General features: G+C 69.3%; 19 protein-coding genes. 14 read left to right on the forward strand and 5 right to left on the reverse strand.

Annotated features, from left to right (window positions below; translation table 11 throughout):
* Positions 1-109 precede the first annotated feature (109 nt).
* From glmS to rimI, 12 genes are all read left to right on the forward strand, one after another.
* A complete protein-coding gene (gene glmS / locus M3T53_RS07770; RefSeq protein ID WP_272433929.1) occupies positions 110-2,023 on the forward strand; it encodes a glutamine--fructose-6-phosphate transaminase (isomerizing) in 1,914 nt (637 codons plus the stop codon).
* Positions 2,024-2,300: 277 nt separating this feature from the next.
* Complete coding sequence (locus tag M3T53_RS07775) at positions 2,301-3,548, forward strand: hypothetical protein (RefSeq protein WP_272433930.1); 1,248 nt, start codon at positions 2,301-2,303, stop codon at positions 3,546-3,548.
* A 5-nt stretch (positions 3,549-3,553) separates the two neighbouring features.
* Complete coding sequence (locus tag M3T53_RS07780; protein WP_272433932.1) at positions 3,554-5,086, forward strand: sugar ABC transporter ATP-binding protein; 1,533 nt, start codon at positions 3,554-3,556, stop codon at positions 5,084-5,086.
* 17 nt (positions 5,087-5,103) lie between these two features.
* Positions 5,104-6,132: an ABC transporter permease gene (locus tag M3T53_RS07785; protein WP_272433933.1), complete on the forward strand. Its 1,029-nt coding sequence runs from the start codon at positions 5,104-5,106 to the stop codon at positions 6,130-6,132.
* 29 nt (positions 6,133-6,161) lie between these two features.
* A complete protein-coding gene (locus M3T53_RS07790; protein ID WP_272433934.1) occupies positions 6,162-7,133 on the forward strand; it encodes a substrate-binding domain-containing protein in 972 nt (323 codons plus the stop codon).
* A gap of 118 nt (positions 7,134-7,251) precedes the next feature.
* Positions 7,252-8,253 carry a LacI family DNA-binding transcriptional regulator gene (locus M3T53_RS07795; protein ID WP_272433935.1) on the forward strand — a complete coding sequence of 334 codons (1,002 nt, stop codon included), beginning with the start codon at positions 7,252-7,254 and terminating at the stop codon, positions 8,251-8,253.
* A 153-nt stretch (positions 8,254-8,406) separates the two neighbouring features.
* A complete protein-coding gene (locus M3T53_RS07800) occupies positions 8,407-9,360 on the forward strand; it encodes a sugar phosphate isomerase/epimerase family protein (RefSeq protein WP_272433936.1) in 954 nt (317 codons plus the stop codon).
* Positions 9,361-9,725: 365 nt separating this feature from the next.
* Entirely contained in the window at positions 9,726-11,411 is a 1,686-nt protein-coding gene (locus tag M3T53_RS07805) for a bifunctional ADP-dependent NAD(P)H-hydrate dehydratase/NAD(P)H-hydrate epimerase (protein WP_272433937.1), read from the forward strand.
* 159 nt (positions 11,412-11,570) lie between these two features.
* Positions 11,571-12,860, forward strand: coding sequence for an alanine racemase (gene alr, locus M3T53_RS07810; protein WP_272433938.1), 1,290 nt, complete (start codon positions 11,571-11,573; stop codon positions 12,858-12,860).
* Positions 12,839-13,420 carry a tRNA (adenosine(37)-N6)-threonylcarbamoyltransferase complex ATPase subunit type 1 TsaE gene (gene tsaE / locus M3T53_RS07815; protein ID WP_272433939.1) on the forward strand — a complete coding sequence of 194 codons (582 nt, stop codon included), beginning with the start codon at positions 12,839-12,841 and terminating at the stop codon, positions 13,418-13,420. The genes alr and tsaE overlap by 22 nt, the downstream gene beginning before the upstream one ends.
* Positions 13,421-13,430: 10 nt before the next feature.
* The gene (tsaB, locus tag M3T53_RS07820; RefSeq protein ID WP_272433940.1) at positions 13,431-14,126 is read left to right on the forward strand and encodes a tRNA (adenosine(37)-N6)-threonylcarbamoyltransferase complex dimerization subunit type 1 TsaB; all 696 of its coding nucleotides are present in this window, start codon (positions 13,431-13,433) and stop codon (positions 14,124-14,126) included.
* Positions 14,123-14,602 (forward strand): ribosomal protein S18-alanine N-acetyltransferase, encoded by a 480-nt coding sequence (rimI, locus tag M3T53_RS07825; protein WP_272433941.1) that lies wholly within the window; start codon positions 14,123-14,125, stop codon positions 14,600-14,602. The genes tsaB and rimI overlap by 4 nt, the downstream gene beginning before the upstream one ends.
* A 210-nt stretch (positions 14,603-14,812) precedes the next feature.
* On the opposite strand, the gene M3T53_RS07830 is transcribed toward rimI, so the two are convergent.
* A complete protein-coding gene (locus M3T53_RS07830) occupies positions 14,813-15,385 on the reverse strand; it encodes a hypothetical protein (protein ID WP_272433942.1) in 573 nt (190 codons plus the stop codon).
* Positions 15,386-15,916: 531 nt separating this feature from the next.
* Here M3T53_RS07830 and M3T53_RS07835 point away from each other — a divergent pair.
* A complete protein-coding gene (locus M3T53_RS07835) occupies positions 15,917-16,993 on the forward strand; it encodes an FHA domain-containing protein (RefSeq protein WP_272433943.1) in 1,077 nt (358 codons plus the stop codon).
* Positions 16,990-18,450 (forward strand): serine/threonine-protein kinase, encoded by a 1,461-nt coding sequence (locus tag M3T53_RS07840; protein WP_272433944.1) that lies wholly within the window; start codon positions 16,990-16,992, stop codon positions 18,448-18,450. The genes M3T53_RS07835 and M3T53_RS07840 overlap by 4 nt, the downstream gene beginning before the upstream one ends.
* Positions 18,451-18,495: 45 nt before the next feature.
* Here M3T53_RS07840 and M3T53_RS07845 read toward each other — a convergent pair whose 3' ends face one another.
* Genes M3T53_RS07845 through M3T53_RS07860 form a run of 4 tightly spaced genes read right to left on the reverse strand, consistent with a single transcriptional unit; the run spans position 18,496 to position 24,207 of the window.
* Positions 18,496-19,743: an FHA domain-containing protein gene (locus tag M3T53_RS07845; RefSeq protein WP_272433945.1), complete on the reverse strand. Its 1,248-nt coding sequence runs from the start codon at positions 19,741-19,743 to the stop codon at positions 18,496-18,498.
* Positions 19,744-19,748: 5 nt separating this feature from the next.
* Complete coding sequence (locus M3T53_RS07850) at positions 19,749-21,977, reverse strand: transglutaminase domain-containing protein (protein ID WP_272433946.1); 2,229 nt, start codon at positions 21,975-21,977, stop codon at positions 19,749-19,751.
* A complete protein-coding gene (locus M3T53_RS07855) occupies positions 21,974-23,239 on the reverse strand; it encodes a DUF58 domain-containing protein (protein WP_272433947.1) in 1,266 nt (421 codons plus the stop codon). The genes M3T53_RS07850 and M3T53_RS07855 overlap by 4 nt, the downstream gene beginning before the upstream one ends.
* Positions 23,240-23,244: 5 nt before the next feature.
* The gene (locus M3T53_RS07860) at positions 23,245-24,207 is read right to left on the reverse strand and encodes an AAA family ATPase (RefSeq protein WP_272433948.1); all 963 of its coding nucleotides are present in this window, start codon (positions 24,205-24,207) and stop codon (positions 23,245-23,247) included.
* Positions 24,208-24,218 lie beyond the last annotated feature (11 nt).

Raw genomic sequence — 24,218 nt, forward strand, 5'->3', positions numbered from 1 at the left:
CGAATCGCATCGGCCGCGATCCACGGGCTCATGGGCGCAAATGCGCCGCTTCGCGCGCGCCGGTGCTTCGCGAGGCCGCCGGTGCCCGCCGTGTGCTGGAATGGACCCCATGTGTGGAATCGTTGGACATGTCGCGAACACCCCCTCCCAGCGCCCCCGTGAGGTCGTCCTCGACGGGCTCGCCCGCCTGGAGTACCGCGGATACGACTCGGCGGGCATCGCCCTGGCCTCGGGCGGCGGTCTCGAGGCGATCCGCGCCGTCGGAAAGCTCGCCAACCTGCGCGAGGCCATCGACGGCGCCGGCCCCGACGACGCGCTCGCCGGCATCGGGCACACCCGGTGGGCCACGCACGGGCGCCCCACCGTCACCAACGCCCACCCGCACCGATCGGAGGACGGCGCCTTCGCCCTCGTCCACAACGGGATCATCGAGAACGCCGACGCCCTGCGGGCCCGTCTCATCGACGACGGCGCCTCCTTCGCCTCCGAGACCGACACCGAAGTCGTCGTCCACCTCATCCAACGCGCCTACGACGATCCCGCAACCCCCGCATGGGACGGGGACATCGCCGGAGCCGACGAGGCCACCGCCCCCGCCGCACGTCGCCTCGTCGCCGCGATGCGGGCGGTCGCCGACATCCTCGAAGGCACCTTCACCCTCCTCGTCGTCACCGAGCACGCCCCCGGCCTCGTCGTCGCCGCCCGCCGCTCCTCCCCCCTCGTCGTCGGACTCGGCGAGAACGAGAACTTCCTCGGCTCCGACGTCCTCGCCTTCGTCGAGCACACCTCCCGCGCCGTCGAGATCGGCCAGGACCACGTCGTCGCCGTCACCGCCGACGGCGTCACCGTCATCGACCCGTCCGGTGCCGTCGTCCCCCTCAAGGAGTACGAGGTCGACTTCGCCTCCGACCGCGCGACCAAGGGCGACTGGCCGACATTCATGGACAAGGAGATCAACGAGCAGCCCCGGGGCGTCGCCGACACGCTCGCCGACCGCCTCGACTCGCACGGGCACCTGACCCTCGACGAGATCCGCATCCCCGAGTACATCCTGCGCGGCGTCGACAAGATCGTCATGCTCGGCTGCGGCACCGCCTCCTACGCGGGCCAGGTCGCCCGCTACGCCATCGAGCACTGGTGCCGCATCCCCGTCGAGGTCGAGCTGTCCAGCGAATTCCGCTACCGCGACCCCGTCGTCACCGAGAAGACCCTTGTCATCGCCATCTCCCAATCCGGCGAGACGATGGACACGATCCAGGCGATCCGCCACGCCCGCGAGCAGGGCGCCCGAGTGGTCGCCGTCGTCAACACCCCCGGGTCGACGATCTCGCGCGAATCCGACGCCGTCCTGCTGACCCACGCCGGCCCCGAGATCGCCGTCGCGTCGACGAAGGCCTTCACCGCCCAGGTCACCGCCTGCTACATCCTCGGCCTCTACCTCGCCCAAGTCCGCGGCAACAAGTACGCCGAGGAGATCGCCGACTACATGGACAAGCTCGCCGAGGCCCCCGCGAAGATCCAGTGGATCCTCGACCGCGCCGAGACCGTCCGCCAATTCGCCCGCACCATGGTCGACGCCTCCTCCGTGATCTACCTGGGACGCCACGTCGGATTCCCCGTCGCCCTCGAGGGCGCCCTCAAACTCAAGGAGATCTGCTACATCCACGCCGAGGGGTTCGCCGCGGGCGAGCTCAAGCACGGGCCCATCGCCCTCGTCGACGACGGCCAGCCCGTCATCGTCATCGTCCCGACGCCGCGCCGCGCCGAACTGCACAACAAGGTCCTGGCGAACATCCAGGAGGTCAGGGCCCGGGGCGCCCGCACGATCCTCGTCGCCGAGGAGGGCGACTCCTCGGTCGACGCCTTCGCCGACATCGTCTTCCGCATCCCCCCGACCCCCACCCTGTACGCCCCCCTCCTGGCCGTCGTCCCCCTTCAGATCTTCGCGTGCGAGCTGGCGACCGCCAAGGGACTGGACGTCGACCAGCCGCGCAACCTCGCCAAGTCTGTGACCGTCGAGTGAGGAACTGGGGAGAGCTCCTGTCGCGAGAACGCCTCTTGATCCGAATCTGAACGCCCTAGCTGCTCCAGCGGATTTCACGATCGATATGAAAATGTGATCTTCCAAACGTGATGTGACCGGTAACATGATGCTTGTGATCCTCCTCGAGGATCTGTCGTCTGGGCAATGAGGCCCAGGTGCTCAATCTGCTGGACCCTGTCGATGGATCCGGTCATCAAAGCGGCCGTCGGGCGAAGACGGGCGCTCACACACCCGAAGAACGACGGAAGAGGATGACATGCCCTCCCAGGAGACGACTTTCACCATCCCTGTCAGCCACGCCGCGTCGGCGATCGACCGCGTGCTCAATGCGCACGGGGGAATCCTCCGACTCGCGCCCGCATGGGTGCCTCGTGCGTTCTGCACTCCTGGCCGCAGGCTCCGGCTGCACCCGGATGACTACTACCCCTTCGCCAAGGGACGAGGAGGCATCGACGAACGATGGCTTGGATCTGCGATTCGCGCCGATAACGGCCCGGGAACCGGCCCCTACGAAGGCCTATCCCTCGCCGTAGATCCTGATGAGGGCGTCCTGGTCCCCCTCGATGAAATCGTCGAGACCGCTCCGGTCGACGTCATCGGACAGCGCATGTGGAAGGCCGAGGGAGGGTGGGCCGCCTACTCCAAGTTCTACGACAACCTACTGCCGCTCCCCTTCCACATGCATCCGATGGACAAGGACATGCTGCCGATGGGACTGCGCGGCAAGCCAGAGGCGTACTACTACTCCCCGCAGATGAACAACTACCTGGGGGAGCAATCGATCATGTACATAGGTTTGAATCCGGAGACCTCGCCGGAGGAGATCGTTCGAGCGCTGTCCCGTCATGAACGAGGCGGCGATAATCGGATCACCGACTACTCACAGGGCTATCGGACCAGGCTCGGACAAGGATGGGATGTGCCCGCGGGCATTCTTCACGCCCCCTCGTCGGTTTGCACATACGAGCCGCAACGGGCCTCCGATGTGCTGTCGATGTTCGAATCCTGGTCGAATAATATGGAGGTCGGGACGGATCTTCTGTGGAAAGACGTTCCGCCGGAGCACCATGGAGACCTGGAGCACCTCGTTGGGATGCTCGATTGGGAAGCCAATGTCGATCCCGATTTCCACAAGAACCGGACCTTGATCCCCTATGCGACAGCGCACTCTAGCGAGCACGGGGCCGGCGATTTCGTGGAAAAGTGGATCGTCTACAAATCCAGTGCCTTCTCGGCAAAGGAACTCACCGTCATGCCGGGTCGCTCCGCGACCATTCCGGAAAACGACGCCTATGGGATCATCGCGGTTCAAGGTCATGGGAGAATTAATGACCAGCCGATCGGTGCGATCACGATGGTTCGGATCCACGACCTCACCCGCGATGAATACTTCGTCACCGCAGCAGCAGCCTCGCGCGGCGTGACGATCACCAACGAATCCGACTGCGAGCCTCTCGTCCTGCTGAAGCACTACGGTCCCGGCAACGTCGAGTTGGGGATCTGATCGCGATGTCGTCTGAGAAACACTCCCCATCCGAGGCGTTGCGCCTGATAGGGATCACGAAGACTTTCCCCGGCGTGCGAGCGCTCAGCGGGGTCGACTTCGCCGTTGAATACGGGCGCTGCGTCGCACTCATCGGTGAGAACGGAGCGGGCAAATCGACGCTCATGAAAGTCCTCTCCGGAGTGCATGCGGCGACGGAGGGGACCATGACATTGGACGGCGAACCCTATGCCCCCCGTGGTCCTCGAGAAGCCGCGGATAAAGGAGTCGTCCTCATTCACCAGGAGCTCTCGCTTCTGCCTAACCTCACTCTGGCGGAGAACATCTTCCTCGGACGTATGCCGCGGCGGGGTCCGATCCTCGATCGAGGCACGATGAACAGACAGGCTCGCGATCTGCTCGACCGGGTCGGACTCACCAGCATTCGCCCAACAGCTCTGGCCGGCCGTTGTTCCATCGCGGTTCAACAGCTTGTCGAAATAGCCAAGGCTCTCGCTCAACGTCCTCGCATTCTCGTCTTCGACGAGCCCACCGCCTCCCTCGGCGAGGACGAAGTGGAGTTCCTCTTCCGGATCGTTGATCGCTTGAAGGAGGAAGGGGTGGGGATCGTGTGGATCACCCATCGCCTTGCCGAGGTCCGTCGAGTCGCGCAGTCGATCGTTGTCCTGCGTGATGGCGAAATGGTCGGTGGATGGGATCATGGCGATGCGACCGTGGACGAAATGGTCGCCACAATGGTCGGACGCTCCATCGAGGATATCTATCCTCGCCTCCCTCCCTCCCGGGATCGAGTCCGCCTTGAAATCGAGAGCCTCACGCGAAACGGGGAATTCGAGGACGTCACTTTGGATGTCCGGGCAGGTGAGATCCTCGGAATCGCGGGGCTCGTTGGGGCCGGGCGAACGGAACTCGTCGAGACGATCTTCGGTGCGCGTCGTCCCGATTCGGGGGTAGTCCGCCTGGACGGGCAGGAGATGCGTGTCAATTCGCCTCGTGATGCGGTGCGCCGGGGAATCGTCCTTGTCCCAGAAGACAGAAAAGGTCGGGGCCTCGCCCAGCGATTGACCATCGCCGACAACATTTCACTGCCTGAAAGGGCCTTTTGGCGAGGGCCCGTCAAAAGACGGGTTCTCGTGGAGCATGTGCGCTCAGCCGTCTCCCAAGTCAATCTCAAAGGGGGACTCGGGCAGTCCGCGTCAACGCTGTCGGGGGGCAATCAGCAGAAAGGGGTCATTGGGAAGTGGCTTGCCCTGGAACCGCAAGTTTTTCTCTTTGACGAACCAACCAGGGGGATCGACGTCGGGGCTAGATCCGCAATTTATGACATGATCGCGGGCCTCGCCTCTCGCGGTACCGCCGTGATCGTCGTCAGCTCCGAGCTTCCCGAAGTGATGGGATTGTCCCACCGAATCGCCGTTCTCTCGGCAGGGAAAATCGCCGGGGTCCTCACCCGTGACAAGTTCTCCGAGGAAGCGCTCATGCGGCTCGCTGTCTCCCATCATGCCGATGGTCTCGTTCCTGCCGCCCGCGCATCGTGAACGAAGGAGGAAATACAATGTCCAATACGCTTGTCGGGAATTCGAATGAGGAGCTTCCCGAAGGAGCTCCGTCTAGAGGGGCGAGAAAACTATCATTCTCCGGAGTTAACCTGCCCCCGTATGTCGGAGCGCTTGGGGCCCTCATTCTCTTGTGCATCGTCTTGTCAATCGTCTCTCCGAGCTTTCTCACAGTAGCGAATATCTTCAATATCGGTCAGCAGTCCGCTATTCTCGCAGTTATCGCGATCGGAGGAACTGCGGTAATCATCGTTGGCGGTATCGATCTGTCCGTTGGATCGATTCTCGCTCTCGCCGGGGCCGTTGTCGGTGTATTCCATATCGGTCTAGGGTGGGATGTCTGGAGCGCTTCTTTTCTCGGCCTCGTCGTTGGCGCGGCCGCGGGAGCCGTTAATGGAATTCTCATCGTTTTAGGACGCCTTCCCGCTTTCATTGCGACACTCGCGATGATGTCAGTGGCACGAGGTCTTTCTCTCGTCGTTCTTGACGGGCGACCGCTTTCTGGCTATCCGGAATCATTCAGGGCCCTGACCACTCACTACGTTGCCGGGTGGCTGCCGACATCCGTCGTCGTCGCGGCTGTATGTCTTCTTATCGCGGGATTCTATTTCCGTTTTGCGCCGTCGGGTCGTTCTCTTTTTGCGATGGGTGCCAATCTTGAAGTTTCGCGGCTCTCGGGCGTTCCGACGGGTCGGCTGATGATCGGCGTATACACGGTTGCGGGCATTCTCGCAGCTGTCGGCGGGATCATGATGACTTCACGGCTGGGATCCGCCCAGCCGACCGCGGGGACCGGAATCGAGCTTGATGTCATTGCCGCCGTCGTCATCGGAGGGGCCTCGCTTTCGGGCGGCTATGGGTCGATCGTCGGGACCGCGGTCGGTGTCCTCATGATCGGAGTGCTGCGCAACGGCCTGAACCTGCTCAACGTATCTAGCTTCTGGCAGCAGGTCGTCATCGGCGTCGTCATCGCCTTGGCGGTTCTCGTCGAACAATTTCGGCAGAGGCGCGTTTTGAGCGCGCCCTGATCCTCCATCCACATGAAAGGAACAGTCCCATGAAGTCCCTCAGAAGTTTCGCAGTCCTTGTTGCGGCCAGCACGATGCTGATCGCCGCATGCACGCCAACGCCCTCGGTAGGCACATCCGAGTCCGGTGCCGAAGCTCCGGCCAGTGCTGACAGCGGGGAGGTGAAGATCGGCTTCGCGATGTCTACCTTGGAAAACCCCTTCTTCGTCTCGATGAAAGACGGGATTGACGAGGCGCAGAAGGAATCCGGCGTCGAAATCCTTTTCGCGGATGCCGGGGACGATGCGAATAAGCAAGCCAACGACATTCTTGACTTTATCGCCCAGGGAGTCGATGTCGCGGTTCTCAATCCGACCGACGGCGATGCGATCGTGTCCTCTGTGGAAGCCCTCAACCAGGCGGGGATTCCTGTTATCACCGTTGATCGCATCTCCAATGGGGGACAGGTCGTCGCTCATATCGGCACTGACAATGTCACGGCCGGAGAGGTGACGGCGAAAACGCTTTTCGACGCGATGGGAGGGAAGGGAACGGTGGCGATCCTCGAAGGCGTCCCCGGTGCGTCGTCGGCTATCGACCGTGGGACCGGTTTCCAGAATGTTCTCAAAGACTATCCGGATATCGAGGTCGTCGCTACGCAGACGGCCAACTATCAGCGCAACGAGGGGTTGACAGTCGCTCAGAATATCCTTCAGGCGAATCCGGATCTGACTGCGTTCCTGTCGATGAATGATGAAATGGCATTGGGCGCTGCCGAGGCCATCGCTGCAGCCGGGCGAACAGGCAAGACGCTGACAATCGGTATCGATGGCGGGGCCGATGCCGTTAAGGCCGTGTCCGACGGAACTTTGGTCGCGACCGTCGCGCAGCAATCGAAGCTCATGGGATCGATGGGGATTCTGGAAGCGATCAAAGTCGCCCAGGGGGAATCCGTTGAGAAGCTTCAACCGGTCGAGGTCCTCGTGATCGACGAAAAGAACGTCGCCGAGCATCTCAAGTAACCTCGAAAACGGCGGGCGGAGGGTCGTGATGGGCCATCCGCCCGCCGTCTTCGTGCGTGAGCGGGAACGGGGAGGATACAGTTGCGCTAGGTCAGAGCGGGTAGTGAGAGGCGGTTTCATGAGTCGATCCGAGAATCGCTCCAGTCTGACGCTGAGAGACGTGGCTCGGATGGCAGGGGTTTCCCATCAGACGGTGTCCCGGGCGCTGAACCACCCCGATCTCTTAGATCCTGGCACGCTCGAACGGGTTCGGACGGTCATCGACGAAGTCGGGTATCAGCCGTCTGCGGTGGCTCGACGGTTGGCTACTCGCCGTTCTGGGCTCATTGGCGTCCTCGACACGGGCAGTTCCGTCCTCGGGCAGATCCTCTTGAATACGGGTATCGTCACGGCCGCAGCCGATGCCGGTCTGTCAGTGCGCATGATCGTGTGCGATTGGGAGGGAGGAGAATCGCTGGACTCCGCGCTCCGGTCTTTCTGGGCGGAGCAGCTCGAGGGGGTCATCGTCATGGCGAATACGACATTGGCGGTTCGAGTCGCGAGCCTTGTCGCCGCCCGGATGCCAGTCGTTCTTGTTTCGGGGAAAGAAATTGGCGACGCTCATGTCTCTCGCGTCCTCATCGACCAGGCCGGAGGGACGGCTGCCCTTCTCGACCTGATCGAGCGCAGCGGTTATTCGCGTATCGGGCACATCGCCGGACCGGCTGGATGGGTGGATGCGGATGTTCGGCGACAAGTATGGGAATCCTTGCCACACTGCGATTCTGCGCTGCTTTATCAGGGGGATTGGAGTCCGAGTAGTGGGTACGAGGGGGCTGCGATCCTCGTGGAGCGTGGAGTCGACGCGATCTTCGCGGCGAACGACCATATGGCTCTGGGGGCCCTGCATTTCCTGGCCGACAACGCGGTTCAAGTCCCCGAGGAGGTTGGCGTTGTCGGCTTTGACGACGTGCTCGGTTCGGCTCATTATCAGCCCCCTCTGACCACCGTATCCCAGCCGTTCGAGAATCTTGGGCGCAGATGCGTGAAGCTGCTCGCCGAGCTTATCGCCGGAGGCGCGCCAAGCACCGAGATCCTGGAGACGAATCTTATTGTTCGAGATTCGCTGAGACACTTGTGATATTCGTATAAGCGAATCATGCGAACCCTCTTGATTCTCTAGGTGTGTGACCGGTAACATCATGGAAAGGGATTGAGGTTTTCCGAGTGTGAATCCTCGCCCTGTGGAAGCAACGAGGATGTTGTTGAGGATCGAGACGAATGGGGTGCAGTCATGAGTGAGCAGATCGTCGATCAATGGCGAAGGAAAGTTCGCGAGCGTTTCTTCCGAGAGAGATCCTTGCGGCCGCAAGATTTTGAACGGCGAATCGATGTGTCATGGTCCAACTGGGGATTCGGCCTCGAAGAACTCGACGTTTCATGCGCGCGCCTGTCTGCTGAGGGCTTAAAATATGTCGAGCTTCACGGTAATCACTACGGGCCCGACCTTGGATATGAGGTTGAGGAGACGAAAAAAATCCTAGAATCGCATGGATTGAAAGTCTCTGGCGTGTGTGGGATGTTTTCCAACGATAACGACCTGTCGTCGAACAACCCAGTGCAGCAGCAGCGCGCAATCGACTATATCCGTCGGGAAGCGCATTTCGTCCAGGAGATGCAAGGTGCGTATTTGCTGGTGGTGCCCGGGTCTGTCGGCAGGGCGGATGCGTATGATTCCAGCGAGTTTCCGCGTTCTGTCGCGGCGCTTCGTCGAATCGCTGATGTTTTCGTTGAAACCGGGGTCAAAGCCGCCATAGAGCCGATTCGCTCGGCAGAGGTCTCTCTCGTGCATTCGGTGCGCGATGCGATAGATTACATCGAGGCCGTCGACCATCCGGGAGTTCAGCATATTAACGGGGATATCTACCACATGCTTGTAGAGGAGGCATACATTCCGCTGGCGGTTCTCGAAGCCGATGATCGCCTGATCAACCTCCATCTGGCCGATACGAACCGCCTTGCTCTCGGTAAGGGAGCGATGGACCTGGATACGATCATCATGTCCCTGTATTTGGTGGGGCAGAACCAGCAGGGACGTTTCGTCACCCCGGAGCCTCTGGGGCCAGGGGCCGGGCCGTATGCCGCGAGGACGGCAGTCCCGAATCCGAAGGTCCTCGATCGGCTCGTGCATGATACGGTCTCATATTTTAGGGAGAGAGAGGAAGCCGTTCGGATGATGGAGCCGTAAGGGCGAGCGAAGAAGAAGCGGGAGCGGCGCCCCCGGCGACAAAGACTCCTCTCAATCTCAAGGAGAGTGCCCCACTGACGGTCTCGTGCGATCGCGGAGGCGGGCTCTATGCCTCCCGGAGACGTTCAGGGGGAAGGGCCCTCTCGGCGTGTTTCTCCGTGGCGGATGAGCCCCCTGGTTCGGGTGATGACACTGAAGATCGCAAGAAGATAGAGGATTTCCTGCTGTCAACTTTCAAACTGGCTATCGGTTTCCTCTACCGCTCGCCGGAGGAGCGGCCAAGGGGATCGACGTGGCCTGAGTCGTCTGAGCCGGGTCTCCGGGTCGTCTGGCGGGCGACCTCCGCCGAGTGCGATGATGCCGGGATGATCCCCGTGCACACGCTGGAACAAGTCCGCCGGGCCGAGAGGGCGCAGGTCCTCCGCGCAGAGGTCGAGGGGGACCCCGATCGTCTGATGCGCATCGCGGCCCGAGCGGTCGCCGACGAGGCTCTCGCGCGCTGCGCCGGGCTCGGGCGGCGCACGGAGAAAGCCCCCTCTTCCGGCGAGGCGGCGGAGGCCCCCGCCGGCCCGTCAGCCCCGTCGGCCGCCCGGGACGAGGGCGCCGGGGCGGCGCGCGTGTGCGCCCTCGTCGGCGGAGGAGACAACGGCGGGGACGCCCTGTACGCCGCGGCCCTCCTCGCCCGGGCCGGAGCCGAGGCCGCCGCCCTCGTCCTGGCCCCCGCACCCCACGCGCGCGCCCTCGACGAGGCCCGGGCCCAGGGGGTGCGGATCGTCGAGGCCGCCCCTCAGGAGGTCGCGGCCGCGCTCAGGGCCGACGGAGGAGGCGCCGGCGCCGCGGCGGCCCCGGGGGATCTGGGGCTCGACGCCCCCGTCTGGATCGACGGGATCCTCGGATCGGGCCTGACCGGCGAGGTGCGCGAGCCGATGGCATCGGCGCTCGCGGCCCTCGACGCCCGGCGCGAGCGCGTCGGCGCGGTCGTCGTCGCCGTCGACGTGCCCTCGGGGATCGGATCGGGCCGCGCCTCCGGGCCTGTCCTGCACGCCGATGCGACGGTGACGATGGGGGCGTTGAAGGACTCCGTGATGCTGCCCCCGTCGTCCTACGCCTGCGGGAGCGTGAGCGCCGTCGACCTGGGCCTGGACCTCGGGCCGGCGCCGACGAGCCTGTTCCGCGATGAGGACGCCCGGCGCCTCCTGCGCCCGCCGGGCCCCCACGACCACAAGTACACGCACGGCGCCGTCGGCCTCGTCGCCGGCTCGACCACCTACCCGGGGGCGGGCCTCCTCACGTGCATGGGGGCATGCGCGACGGGGGCGGGCATGGTGCGCCTCGACGCTCCGGCGCAGGTCCAGAGCATGGTCGTCGCCCGACTGCCCGCGGTGGTCGCCGTCGGCGGTCGCGTCCAGTCCGGGGCCGTCGGCCCGGGGATGGACGAGGACACGCGGGGGCGCGGGCTCGACCTGGCCCGGTTCTGCCTGGCCTCCGGGCTGCCCCTCGTCCTGGATGCCGGCGGCCTGGCGCTCGTGCCGGACCTCCTGGACGCGCTGGGCGGAGCCGACGCGGTCCTCACCCCGCACGCGGGCGAGGCGAGCGCGGTCCTCGGCGCCCTCGGGCATCCCCGGTCGCGCGAGGAGGTCGAGGCCGATCCGGCGGACGCGGGACGCGTCCTCGCGCGCGAGACCGGGGCCCTCGTCCTGGTCAAGGGGGCGACGACGCTGATCGCGGCCCCCGACGGGCGCATGGTCGTCATCGAGCGGGGGAGCCCGTGGGCGGCGACGGCCGGGACGGGGGACGTGCTGACCGGGGTCCTCGCGGGTCTTGCGGCCTCGTGGCGGGCCGATATGGAGAACGGCCGGGGCCGCGGCGACTTCCTCGGGCTCGTGGCGTTGGGCGCCCATGTCCATGCGGCCGCAGGGCGCCGCGCCGCCCTGCGGGTCGGCGGGAGTCTCGGCGGGCCGGTCCGCGCCGATGAGATCGCCGACGAGGTCCCGGCGGTCATCGCCGGCCTGACTGGCGAGGGGCGATTCCCGTATCGCGCGCGGGTGTGATCCCCGGGCTGCGCCGCGCCTCATGCGCGCGCAGTGTTTTCGCTGATCGCAGATCATTGAGTCGGGGTGCTCCTCGTTCCGGTGAATGGAACCGCACGCATTCCGGAGCAGGCCGGGGCCAGAACCGACGGAGCCAGTCCAGGGTGGGATACTGGCCCGGTGACTGAACGACCCGACGCCGCGCGACCCGATGACGCGCTGCGATCCGACTACCCGGCGCGCGCCGTCGTCGACCTGGGGGCGATCGGCGCCAACCTGCGCGTCCTGCGCGCCGCCGCGCCGACGAGCAGTCAAATGGCGGTCGTCAAGGCCGACGCCTACGGGCATGGCCTGGGCCCCGTCTCCCTCGCCGCCCTGCGCGCCGGCGCGGACTGGCTCGGCGTCGCCCAGGTCGCCGAGGCCCTCGACCTGCGAGCCCTCCTCGACGCCGCCGGCATCCCCCGGAGCCTCCCCGTCCTCGCGTGGATCGGCGCCCGCGGCTTCGACTGGGGGCGCGCCCTCGACGCCGACATCGACCTGTCCGTCTCCTGGACGTGGACCCTCGCCGAGATCTGCGCCGCCGCCCGCGACAGGGGCCGACCGGCACGCATCCACGTCAAGATCGACACGGGCATGAGCCGCGCCGGATCGACCCTCGCGGACCTGCCGGCACTGGCCGCCGCCATCCGCACGGCCTGCGACGAGGGCCTCGTCGACGTCGTCGGCGCCTGGAGCCACCTGTCTCGCGCCGACGACCCCTCCGACGAGGGGCTCGCCTCGACCGCCGCCCACATCGAGGCCTTCGAACGGGGCCTGGCCGTTCTCGCCGACGCGGGCGTCCGCCCGAGGATCCGCCACCTCGCCGCCACCTCCGGCATCCTGTGGCACCCGGACTCCCACTACGACCTCGTGCGCGCCGGCATCGGCCTGTACGGGCTGAGCCCCGCCCCCTCGGTCGCCTCCTCCGCCGACCTCGGCCTCACCCCGGCGATGACCCTCGAAGCGCCCCTGACCAGTGTCAAAGCCGTCGACGAGGACGTCCCCGCCTCCTACGGCGGCACGTGGCGCTCCCCGACGCGGCGCTGGTTGGGCCTCGTCCCCCTCGGCTACGCCGACGGCATCCTGCGCGCCTCCTCCAACGGCGCCCCCGTCCTCGTGCGCACCCCCGACGGGGACAGGGCCGGCCGCGTCGTCGGCCGCGTGTGCATGGACCAGGTGATCGTCGACCTGGGGCCCGCCGACGGAGCCCCGGGAGCCCCCTCCGCGCGGACGCCCCGCCCGCCCGCCCGCGTCGGCGACCGCGCGGTCCTCTTCGGCGACCCCGCCTCCGGCGCCCCCTCCGCCGACGACTGGGCGGCCTGCGCCGACACCATCAACTACGAGATCGTCTCGCGACTGGGGGAGAGGATCCCCCGCGTCCACCTGCCCGAGAACCGAGGAGGGACCCGATGCCAGCCCCCGACGACCTGACCGTGACGACCGGGACCGCCGAGGAGACCCGGATCCTCGGGCGAGAGCTCGGCAGGATCCTCGCCGCCGGGGACCTCGTCATGCTCCACGGCGGCCTGGGCGCCGGGAAGACCACCCTCGCCCAGGGGATCGGCGAGGGGATGGGCGTGCGCGGGCGCGTCGCCTCCCCGACCTTCATCGTCGCCCGCGCCCACCCGTCGCTCGGCTCGGGGCCCGACCTCATCCACGCCGACGCCTACCGCATCCGCGACCTCGACGACCTGGAGACCCTCGACCTCGATTCGACCCTCGACGAGGCCGTGACCGTCGTCGAATGGGGCGAGGGCAAGACCGAGGCCATGTCCGACCAGCGGCTCGAGATCGAGGTCCGGCGCGCGGCCGGCGGGTCGGCTCCGGCGGGAGACGGGCCCATCGACCTGGAGACGATGGACGACGGGGCGCGGACGATCGTCCTGCGCCCGTTGGGAGAGCGCTGGGCCGGCGCCCTCGATCGAGCCGTCGACGCCGCCCGCCGCCTCATCGACGAGGCGCGCGCCGACCGCGAAACGGCCGGGAAGTAGGATCGTCGTCGTGATCGACCTGTGCCTGGACACGTCCGCCTCCACCGCCGTCGCCCTCGTCGCCGACGGCGAGGTCCTCGCCCGCGCGGCGCACGACTCGCCCCGCCACCACGCCGAGTCCGTCGTCCCCCTGCTCCACCGGGCGCTCTTAGAGGCCGGACTGCCCCTCGAGGTTGCCCGCGCCGGCATCGACCGCGTGTGCGTCGGCACCGGCCCGGCCCCCTTCACGGGACTGCGCGCCGGCCTCGTCTCCGCCCGCGTCATCGCCCGCGCCTGCGGCGCCCCCCTCCACGGCGCCTCCTCCCTCGACGTCATCGCCCGCCAGGGGCTCGACCGCCTGCCCCCCGACGCCCGCGTCTTCGCGGTCTCCGACGCCCGACGCAAGGAGCTGTACTGGGGCTGCTACCGCGCCGAGGGGCCCGACGACGTCGCCCTCATCGGCGACCTGGAGGTCGGCCCTCCCCAGATGCTCGCCAACCAGATGGGCGGCTCCGATGCGCTCATCGTGGCCGCCGACGACCTGCCGGCCCACTGCGCGCCGATCCTCTCCTCGGACCGGACCGGGCCGACGGCGCCCCTCGACCCGGCGGTCCTCGCGCGCCTCGTCTGCGCCCGCCTGGCCCGGGGCGACGTCGAGCGCCTCGGCGTCGAACCGCTCTACCTGCGCCGCCCGGACATCCACGGACGGCCCGCCGAGCGCCTATGAGCCCTCGCCCCCTGAGGCTGCGCCCCGCCGTCGAATCCGACGGCGGGATCGTCGCCGCCCTGGAGCAGGCGGTGTTCCCCGAGGACCCGTGGACCCCGGCGATGATCGCCGAGGAGCTCGCCTCGGCGGTCGGCCACTACACGATCGTCGAGGCCGGCGGCGAGCCCGTCGGCTACGCGGGGATCCGGGTCGTCGGGTCCCAGGCGGACGTCATGACGATCGGCGTCGCTCCCGGAGCGCGCGGCAGGGGGGCGGGCGCCCTCCTCCTCGACGAGGCGCTCGCGTGGGCGAGGCGGGCGGGCGCGCGTGAGGCGTTCCTCGACGTGCGCCCGTCGAACACGGCGGCGATCGGCCTGTACGCGTCGCGAGGGTTCGTCGAGATCGGCCGGCGCCCGAGGTACTTCCGCCACCCCGTCGAGGACGCCGCCGTCATGCGCCTGGACCTGCGCGGCGACGAGGGCGATCGCCGTCCCTGACGGCTGGGCCCGGTGTCCGGGGCCGCGTCGTGGACGGCCGCGGGCCCGTGGAGCCCGGTGGAGCCTCTGGCGCGCGGTGGCGCCTGAGCTCTCCCGGCGGCTGGGCCGGACCGGTCCGGGAGGATCAGTCGCGCGACCGGGAGCGCGGTGCGCTTTCGCGAGGAGCGCGGGAGCGTCGGCGCGAGGCGCTCGTCCGCCCCGCCGTGCGCCTCAGCCGCGCAGGGGCGAGATCGTCGTGATGAGCGCGGAGACGTCGTCGAGGTCCTCGGCGATGGTCTGTGGCGGCGCTCCCCATAGTCGCACGACGAGGTCGACGGGCGCGGTCGGCAGGCTGGCCCCCATGCGCAGGGCGATCGCGATCTGGGGGGCGCGGTGGCCGCCGATGGGCCTGGCCCTCCTCGTGGCGAGGAGCCCGGCCGTCTCGGGAGTGGGCCGGTACCCCGTGGTGGACTGGCGGTCGCCGGCGTCGATGAGCCGATCGAGGATCCTCAGCTGGGTCGATCGTCGGGCGTCCCCGCTGCCGTCGTCGTCGGCGGGCTCGAGGGCGAGGTCCGCGACGAAGGAGGACTGACGGGAGGAGGAGACGTGGACGAGGCGGACGAGCCCCTCGGAGCGCGACCACTGGGGCAGGCCCGAGAAGCGCTCCTCAAGGGAGTCGCATCGCATCCCCGGCATCGAGCCGCGTGCCAGGCACGAGGAGGCGGCGCGCCGCGCCCACCCGGGGGGAGGGAATCGGGGGACGGTCACCCAGTGCTCCGCGTCCGGTTCGATTGCGATCTTCATCTGACGCGCCGGTTTCCTTTCGCACGAGACGCTGGCGCCACCAGCGGTGGAAGGAGTATACGACGGTCGGGGCGGAGCCGCTCGCCGGGGACGCTCGACCGCGGGGCGACGGCCGCACGGGATCCGCTCGGCGCCCGTGCGGGCCCGGACGATCGTCCCCGTGCTATAGAACCCCTGGCCGACGCCGACTGGTGGGCGCGCGGGCGCCCCGATAATTCGATCCGGGGGCCAGTGGGGGCGCGCACCGGATGCGCGCACGTGGAGGTCGGGTCGCGCAGGCGGGGATCGGGTCGAGCTCCCGGCCGTGAGCGCGTCCTTCGCGACGTCCGCCGGAACTCCCGCGGAGTACCCAACGGGCGCGCGGCATGAGACGATAGGCATCGACGATCGCGCCGGATCAGCGCGATCGTCGAATATCAACCGGACGTACAGGGGCCGTGGTCGGCCGTGACGGAAGAAGAGGGACGCATCACCGTGTCTTATGAAGGAATCGCCGAGACGACTCGTTGGACCCCCGGCGCATGGTCCGCAGTGGTTGCGCCCAAGGGGAAGATCCTTCTCCCGCCCGAGGCGCCCGGCGGGCTTCTCGACGCCCTGTGGGACCTGCTCCACGTCGACGGCGATGTCGAGATGCCCGTCGTGCTCGACGCGATCGTGTCGCACGCCGGCCGGATCGGCGACACCTGGGACTTCGCAGTCGTCCTCATCCACTCCGACGGCTCGGTCAGGGCGGCGCTGAGGGGCTCCCCGGTCCTCGAATGCGACGGCGAGGCCATCGGGGCGGCGCCGTGCGTCACGTGGAGGGAGATGCTCCTGACGCCCTCGGCGACGATCCTCATCCGCTGCGAGGAAGCTGAGGGCCTCCCGGAGTTCTCGGTCAAGGACGCGGTTCTTCAAGCGTCCGCCCTGCGGCTCGGGGGGGCCGGGGCCGACGGCGGCGCGCGCGCGGACCAGCGGGGCGCCGACGCCCCCGAGCCGCAGGACGCCGTTCCGGGGGCGCCGGAGTCGAGCGGTCCCGGCGGGACCGTTCAGGGGGATCCGTCCCTTCCTGGCGACCACGACGGCAGGACGATCGCGCACCTGCCCGACGAGCTGGTCGAGGAGATCGAGCGCTGGCAGAAGGACGGGGCCGTCCGCGAGCAGGAGGCGGCCCCGTCGGCCGAGGTGATGTCGGCCCGGTGCTCCGCCGGGCACGACAACCCGACGAGCCGCAGCGAATGCGGAGAATGCGGCAAGCCCCTGGAGCGCCCCGCCGTGAAGATCCCCCAGCCCGCCCTCGGGCGGATGGTGACGTCGACGGGGCAGACGGTCGTGATCGACGGCCCGGTCCTCGTCGGGCGCGCCCCCGTCGTCCAAGACGGCCTGCCCGTGCGCCGCCTGGTCGCGGTGACGAGCCGGGACCGGACGATCTCGCGCAACCACGTGCTCGTCACCATCGAGGGGTGGTCGGTCCTCGCCCAGGACCTGAGGACCAATAACGGGACGATGCTGCTGCGCGAGGGGGAGGCCCCACGGCGCCTCTCGGACGCGCACCCGACCCTGCTGCGCTCCGGGGACGCGCTCGACCTCGGCGATGGCGTGACCCTGGGCTTCCAGGACATCCCGTGAACCCTCCGCGAGTGGGCCCGGCCCCCCTGATCCCGGGTTTCACCTACGTCAAGGATCTGGGGGCCGGCGGCTACTCGAGCGTCTACCTCTTCGAGCGGCACCTGCCCAGGCGCCACGTCGCCGTCAAGGTGATGAACGGCGACATCGGCCCGGACGGGACCGCCGCCTTCGAGTCCGAGGCGAACAAGATGGCGCTCCTGTCCTCCCACCCGGCGATCCTGTCGATCTACGAGGCCGGGATCACCGAGGACGGTCGGCCCTTCCTCGTCATGGAGTACTGCCCGCCGCCCCATCTCGGCGGGCTCATCGCCGGCGGTCAGATGAGCGTCTCCGACATGCTGAGCACGACGATCCAGATCGCGGGCGCGGCCGAGACCGCTCATCGGATGGGCATCGTTCACCGCGACATCAAGCCGTCGAACATCCTCATCACCCCGTACCACCGGCCCGTTCTCTGCGACTTCGGGATCTCGGCGCTGACGGGGCGCACGGCGGAGCAGGACCTGCGGGGGATGAGCGTGCCCTGGGCCCCTCCCGAGCAGCTCGCGGGCACCGCGGGGGCGGATCCGCGCGTGGACGTCTACTCGCTCGGGGCGACGGCCTACGCCATGCTCGCCGGGCACAGCCCGTACGAGGCCCCGGGGGGCGCGAACGGGGTGTACGAGGTCTCGCGGCGCATCGTCAGCCAGCCGCTGCCCCAGATCGAGCGCGAGGACGTCCCCTCCGGCCTCTTCCAGATCCTGTCGATCGCCATGTCGAAGAACCCGGAGAACCGCTACGCCTCGCCTCTGGCGTTCGCCCGGGCGCTCCAGAAGATCGAGATCGACCTCGGTCTCAACGTCACTCCGGTCGACCTCATGCGGGGGCCGGACGACCTCGCCGTCGCCCTGTCGGACGGCATGGAGGACGAGGGGGCGACGAGGGTCGGGGTGTTCCGGCGGGTCGACATCGACGCCCCGGCGACGGCCCGGGAGGAGGGAGCGCCGCCGTCGGAGCCGTCGGATGCGGGCGATGCGCCGCGCGCCGCCGACGGCGCCCGCCGCCGGGCGAGGACGTGGACGTGGGTCGGCGCGATCGCCGTCGTCCTCACGGCGGCGGGGCTGATCGTCGCCTCGGGATTGCTGAGGACGGACGACTCCGCCCCGACGGGGGATCTCGTCCCGTCGGGCTCTCAGCCCCATGACTCGTTCGGGGACGAGGTCCCGGGGCCCCGGGCGGTGCAGGGGAGGGCCGTCGACGACGAGGTCGAGTTCACGTGGCTCGCGCCGGAGGACGGGTGGAGCGGGAGCTACCTGTACCGCGAGGACCTCCCCGGCGGGCAGAGCGACGCCCACCCCCTGTTCGAGCCGAAGGTCAGGCTGCGCCGCCAGCCGGGGAGGACCTGCGTGAGGATCATCGCGGTCCGTGAGGACGGCAGGTCGTCGGACCCAGTGTCCTCGTGCGTCGATACGCCCTGAGCGCGGATCGGCCGGGCGATCCCCCCGATGAACGGGAGAGGGGCCTCACAGGTCGACGCGGAAGGCCCTCCTGCCCATCGTGACGATCGAGCCGCGCGGGGCCGGTTCGAGGTCGGTGACGACTTTCGTCCGGCCGTCGACCGTCACCCGGGTCCCGTTCGTCGAGTGGAGGTCCATCACCCACAGCCCGTTCTCGGTGGGGATCAGCAGGGCGTGCGTCTTCGACAGGGAGTAGTCGAGGTCGCCGATGACGAGGAGGGCGGCGTCGGGCGCGTCGGAGATGTTCTCGGGCTTGCGACCGACGACGGTGATCCCTGTGACGTCGAAGGACGGTCCCTCGTCGAGCGGGATCAGGCGGACGCGCGCGCTCGGCTCGGGTCCCGCGACCGTCGAAGGAAGGACCGCGTGGCCCTTCGCGGTTTCTGGGCCCCTCGCGGCCGCGGGTTCCGGTCCCGGCGGGTCCGTCGGGGGCATGGCGGCGTCGGGGGCGGTCGGGACGTCCTCGCTGGATCGGGGGGGAGCGGGCTGCTCCGCGGACCGCTCGGGCTCGGGGACCGTGCGGGCGGGTTGCGCGGCGCCGTCCGAGGCGGCCCGGGCCGGCGCCGCCTCCTTCGGTCCGGCACCGGTGGAGAGGGCCTGCTCGACCACGTCGGCCGGTAGGACGGAGAGGGCGTTGACCGTGTGACCGGCGGGGGCGTCGACCGGCACGGGGACGTTCGACCACGGCACCGAGTCGATGAGGATCTGCGGGGGGGCCTCCTCTTCGGCCAGCGAGTACCTCTGCTCGAAGGAGGCCGGGGACGGCCGGTCGGCCGCGGGGGCGGCCGACGCGTCCTCGACGAGGCGGACTCCCGTGAGGTGATCGTGCCACCCGGCCCCCTCCGCGTCGCGGGACGCCGACCGCAGGAGGAGGACGGAGCCGATGCCCGCGGTGACGAGGACGAACCCGCCGGTGAGGAGGCTGTGGGCCAGGGCCCGTCCCGCCGGGGCGGCGGCGGTCGCGCAGTCGATCATCCGGATGCCCGCGATCATCATGCCGGGCGTCGCCGAGGCGAGCATCAGGATGAGGAGGCGCAGGCCCAGCAGGATGACGAGCGCGACGCAGACCGCGGAGGAGGCAGAAACCGGCGCGTTGACGCTCTCGAACAGCCAGGGCAGCCAGACGGCCGCGACGAGGACGGCGATGATCGCGGCGTCGATGAGGACGGCGACCGCCCGAGCCCGCACGGGGGCGGGCGAGCGCCTGTGGCGCTGGTCGGAGCGTCGCGGGAGGGATCGCGGTGCGTTCGGCATGCTCATCAGCCTATCTTAGGGGTCTTGGCGGCCCGGCGGGCCGTCCGCACGAAATCCACGAGCGAGCGCGGGCAGAGCAGGGCCCGCAGGCGAGCGGCCCGCGAGCGGCCGGCGCCCATCGACGGGAGGATGACGGCGACGGACTCCCACAGGTCCCGTCCGTCGCCCGCCGCGCAGCGGGAGAACACCCTCTCGTCGACGGCGTCGCCGAACGCCTTCAAGTCGCATGCGGAGAAGACGGAGTCGAGGAGCGCCGCGGTCTCGCGTCGCGTCGCCCCCGCCGGCGGCGCGCACCCGAAGTCGCGCGCCTCGTCGACGATCTCCTCCCACGCCCCGAGGGCGCGGTCCACGGGGTCGGGCCGTCGGCGGCGGGTCGACCGGCGCAGGGCTTTCGCGGCGACGACGAGCAGCGGGATCAGCAGCACGGGCCCGCACACGGCGACGACGAGCAGCCATCGGGAGGGCCGGCGGTCCTCGTCCGGCTGCTCCCACTCCTCATCGCCCCCGTCGTACGCGGGGGGCAGCCGGGCGGGGTCTTTGGGCGGGGGCGGCGGCTGGAGCACCTGCGGCTCGGGGTTGGACACCTTCTGCGTCGTCTGCTGCTGGGGGACCCGATCGCGCCGGGGGGTGACGTCGAAGGGGACCCATCCCAGATCGGTGAAGGGGATCTCGACCCAGGCGTGGACGTCCTCGCCGGTGACGGTGGACGGGTCGGAGTCCGTGGCCGGGACGAAGCCCATCGCGATGCGCGCCGGGATGTCGAGGGAGCGGCACATCAGCATCATGAGGGTCGCGTACTGCTCGTCGTCGCCGATGAGCGAGTCGGCCTGGGCCATCGAGGAGAGGCGGGCCGCGCCGTGGCCCGGCAGCGACGGGGTGGTGGTGCCGTCGGCGTAGTACCCGCTCGTCAGGGCCTGCTGGAGGGCGAGGACCTGGCGCAGGGGATTGGACTCCGAGCCGACGATCTTCGTCGCCAGGGCGGACACGGCCGGCGGGACCTCGGAGACGGGTCCGAGGGGGACGGCGGAGATGGGCACCGACTCCAGCCGGGTGGGGGTGGGGACGGCGCTGACGCGGGCGTCCTCGGTGATGACGTCGCCGGTGGCGGTGCCTTCGGGGACGAGGACCGTCTCGGAGACGGGATCGTAGTAGAGGGGGAGGCCGTCGGGGGCCTCGCGGGCCGAGTCGAGCCTCAGGGAAGCGGTGGAGACGACGGTCGGCACCCAGGGGAAGGCGTAGTCCTCGACGGTGATAGCGACGGGCGCGGGTTCTCCGGGCCGGTCGGCGAGGGACGAGCGCGGGCCGAGGAGCTGGAAACGGGCCTCGACGGCGTCCCGCGCCCCGATCGTCGCGTTGAGCCCGTCGTAGGAGTCCATCGTCGCGATCCGCAAGCGGGTGGAGTCGTCCCCGCCGTCGAGGGTCATCAGCGTGGTCTTCGCCAGGTCGGTCTCAAAAGCCCTGGTCAGCGCGAGGGGGGTCGCGTACTCGGCGAAGTTCAGGGGCGGGACCGCGTGCTGCCTGAGGGCGAACCGGTCGGCGCCCGACGAGGGGAGCGCGAGGGCGATGCCGGAGGCGAGGACGAGGACCCAGCCCGCCGCGACGGCGGACCTCAGGGCGCGCCGGGAGCGCCCCGCGCTCGCGGCGGGGCTCCGAAGCCCCTCGGCCGAGGCGTCGCGTCTGCGCCTCCACAGGACGAGAAGGCCGCAGGCGATCGCGGCGCCGGCGGCGGACGGGTGCCAGGCGGCGGCGGGGGTGCCCCATAGGATGGCGACGCCGAGGAGGGCGATCACGGGGATCCCGGCGGCCAGGGGGCGGCCCGCCGAGACCGCCCTCCCCGCGAGGAGCCCGCAGGAGAGGGCCGCGATCCACGGCAGGGCCGTCATCGAGTTGAAGGAGGAGACCGGGGGGGCGACGGTCAGGAAGTCCTTCCAGACGGTGACGGTCGCCGTGAGGTTGGTCAGCACGGCGTCGGGCAGGGGCTCCCACCGGATGTGGAGGAGGGGCCCGAGGCAGAGGTGGACGGCCAGGGCGATGGCGGTGGTCGGGGCCGCCCCGAGGCGTCGCCGTTGCGTCGCCCAGGCGACGGCGAGGCCGGCGCATGCGCCGGCCGCGGCCGCGACGAGGCCCTCGAACGTCCCGAACACGGGGACGAAGGGCGTCGAGGCGATGACGAGGAGGACGAGGAGGAGGCCGTACTCGGCGGCGGCGCCGCGGGTCGAGGGGGTCGGGGTCATCGTGCGGCGACCGCCATCGCGCGGGGGAGCTGCCCGATCGCCGACAGGTCGAACACGGGCATGCCGCCGACGTGGCGCATCGACAGGTCGCGTTCCCCGCATCTGATCGCGGCGGCCGCGATGCCGGGGGGCATGAGGGTGCGCGTGCGGGCGAGGAGTTCATGGGGGGCCTCCTGCCCGGTGACCATGACGACGACCGAGGTCGAGGGATGGGCCGCGAGCCCGTGCCGCGCGAGGGAGTCGCACGAGGGCGAATCGTGGAGGGTCACGCCGCACGAGGCGTCGAGGAGGCGCCGAGGCGAGGAGACGGGGAGGAAGTCGTCACCGACGAGCACGCGCACCCCGATGTCCTCGCTCATCCCCTTGAGGGCGAGCGAGCAGGCGGACGACACCGCGGTCTCGAAGTCCTCGTCCGAGGCGTAGTCGGAGGGGGCGCACGACAGGACGACGAGGAGGGTCGCCCGGCGGGTCTCCTCGAACTGGCGGACCATGAGGGACCCGGTGTGAGCGGTCGAGCGCCAGTGGATCGAGCGGCGGTCGTCGCCCGGCGCGTACTCGCGCAGGGCGTGGAACGAGACGTCGGAGCTCGACAGAGTCTGCGTCACCCTGCCCTCGATGTCGCGCAGGTTCCCGGTCAGGCCCCGCGAGATGCGGACGGTCCTGGGGTGGACGTAGATCGTCAGCGACCCGGTCCACGACTTCTCCGAGCTCAGGAGGCCGAGGGGGTCGCCGACCGCCGAGAGGATCGGGCCGAGGACGACGACTCCGCGCTTGCGCGTGGGGATGCTGAATCCCTCCTCGAAGTCTTCGCCCGGGTGGAGGGGCGGGACGTCGAGGGACACGGTCCTGCCCCCGATGTCCATCTTCATCCGGGCCCCGGGGATCCGGCGGCTCGACGGGTTCGCGATCCGCACGTGCACGAGCGCCCGGTCCCCGACGGAGATCCTCTTGTCGAGGATCTCGCGGCGCACGTCCCACGCGGGGCGGCGCACGAGCCACAGCAGCGACGACGCCAGGACGACGGCGAGGATCACTGCGACCGTGCGCATCTCCTGCCAGTGGGCGAGGCCGCCGAGTCCCGAGGCGACGACGAGGAGGGAGAGGGCGGCGCGGCCGGAGGGCGTGAGCAGGGCGGCCGCGCGCCTCAGCGGGCGCAGGGGGGCGGAGTCCCGGATGCGCGCGACCCGGAGCCGGGCGGCGTCCGCGAAGGACGCGGGCGCGCCGGTCTGCCGGGAGGCGTCCCGGCGGCGTGACGGCGCCACCGCGGTCACCTCGACACGGGCGCGGGCACGGTCTCGAGCGCGCGCTGGACGATCGTGGCGGCGGTGGCGCCGATGAACTCGGCGTCGGGATCCATGACGAGGCGGTGGGTCCACACGGCGGGGGCGAGGTCCTTGACGTCGTCCGGGAGGACGTAGGACCTGCCGTGGGCGGCCGCCCAGACGCGCGCCGCCCGGGCCATCGCGATGGCCCCGCGGGTGGACACCCCCAGGCGGGTCTCCTCGGCGCTGCGGGTCTGCTCGACGAGGGCCCCGATGTAGTCGAGGACGGAGTCCTCGATGTGAGTGGACGCGGCCCCCTCGGACATCGATACGAGGGCGGTGGAGGAGATGATCGCGTTGAGCCGGGCCGACCGGTCGGGCGCCGCGGAATCGCGCAGGATGGCCGTCAGCGCCGGCCCGTCGGGGTATCCGAGGGAGGTTTTCATCAAGAAGCGGTCGAGCTGCGCCTCGGGCAGGCGGTAGGTGCCGGCCTGCTCGATGGGGTTCTGCGTGGCGATGACCATGAAGGGCTTGCCGGCGTCGTGCCGGACGCCATCGACGGTGACGTGCGACTCCTCCATGATCTCGAGCAGGGCCGATTGGGTCTTGGGGGAGGCCCTGTTGATCTCGTCGGCGAGGACGATGGAGGCGAAGACGGGGCCGGGGTGGAAGTCCCACGACTGGGTCTGCGAGTTGAAGACCGTGACGCCCGTGATGTCGGAGGGGAGCAGGTCGGGGGTGAACTGGATGCGCGAATCGGTCCCCTGGATCGTCGCCGCCAGCGAGCGGGCCAGCGCGGTCTTGCCGGTCCCGGGGGCGTCCTCCAGGAGGAGGTGGCCGCCGGCCAGGAGGCTCGTCACCGTCAGGCGGACCGCCCTGTCCTTGCCGAGGATCGCCCGGCCGATGTTCGCGACGATCTGGTCGAAGGTGGTCGCGAACCATGTGGCGTCGTCCTGGGTCATCGCCATGTCGGGGTGTC

The organism is Actinomyces sp. B33 (assembly GCF_028437565.1).
Classification (GTDB): Bacteria; Actinomycetota; Actinomycetes; order Actinomycetales; family Actinomycetaceae; genus Pauljensenia.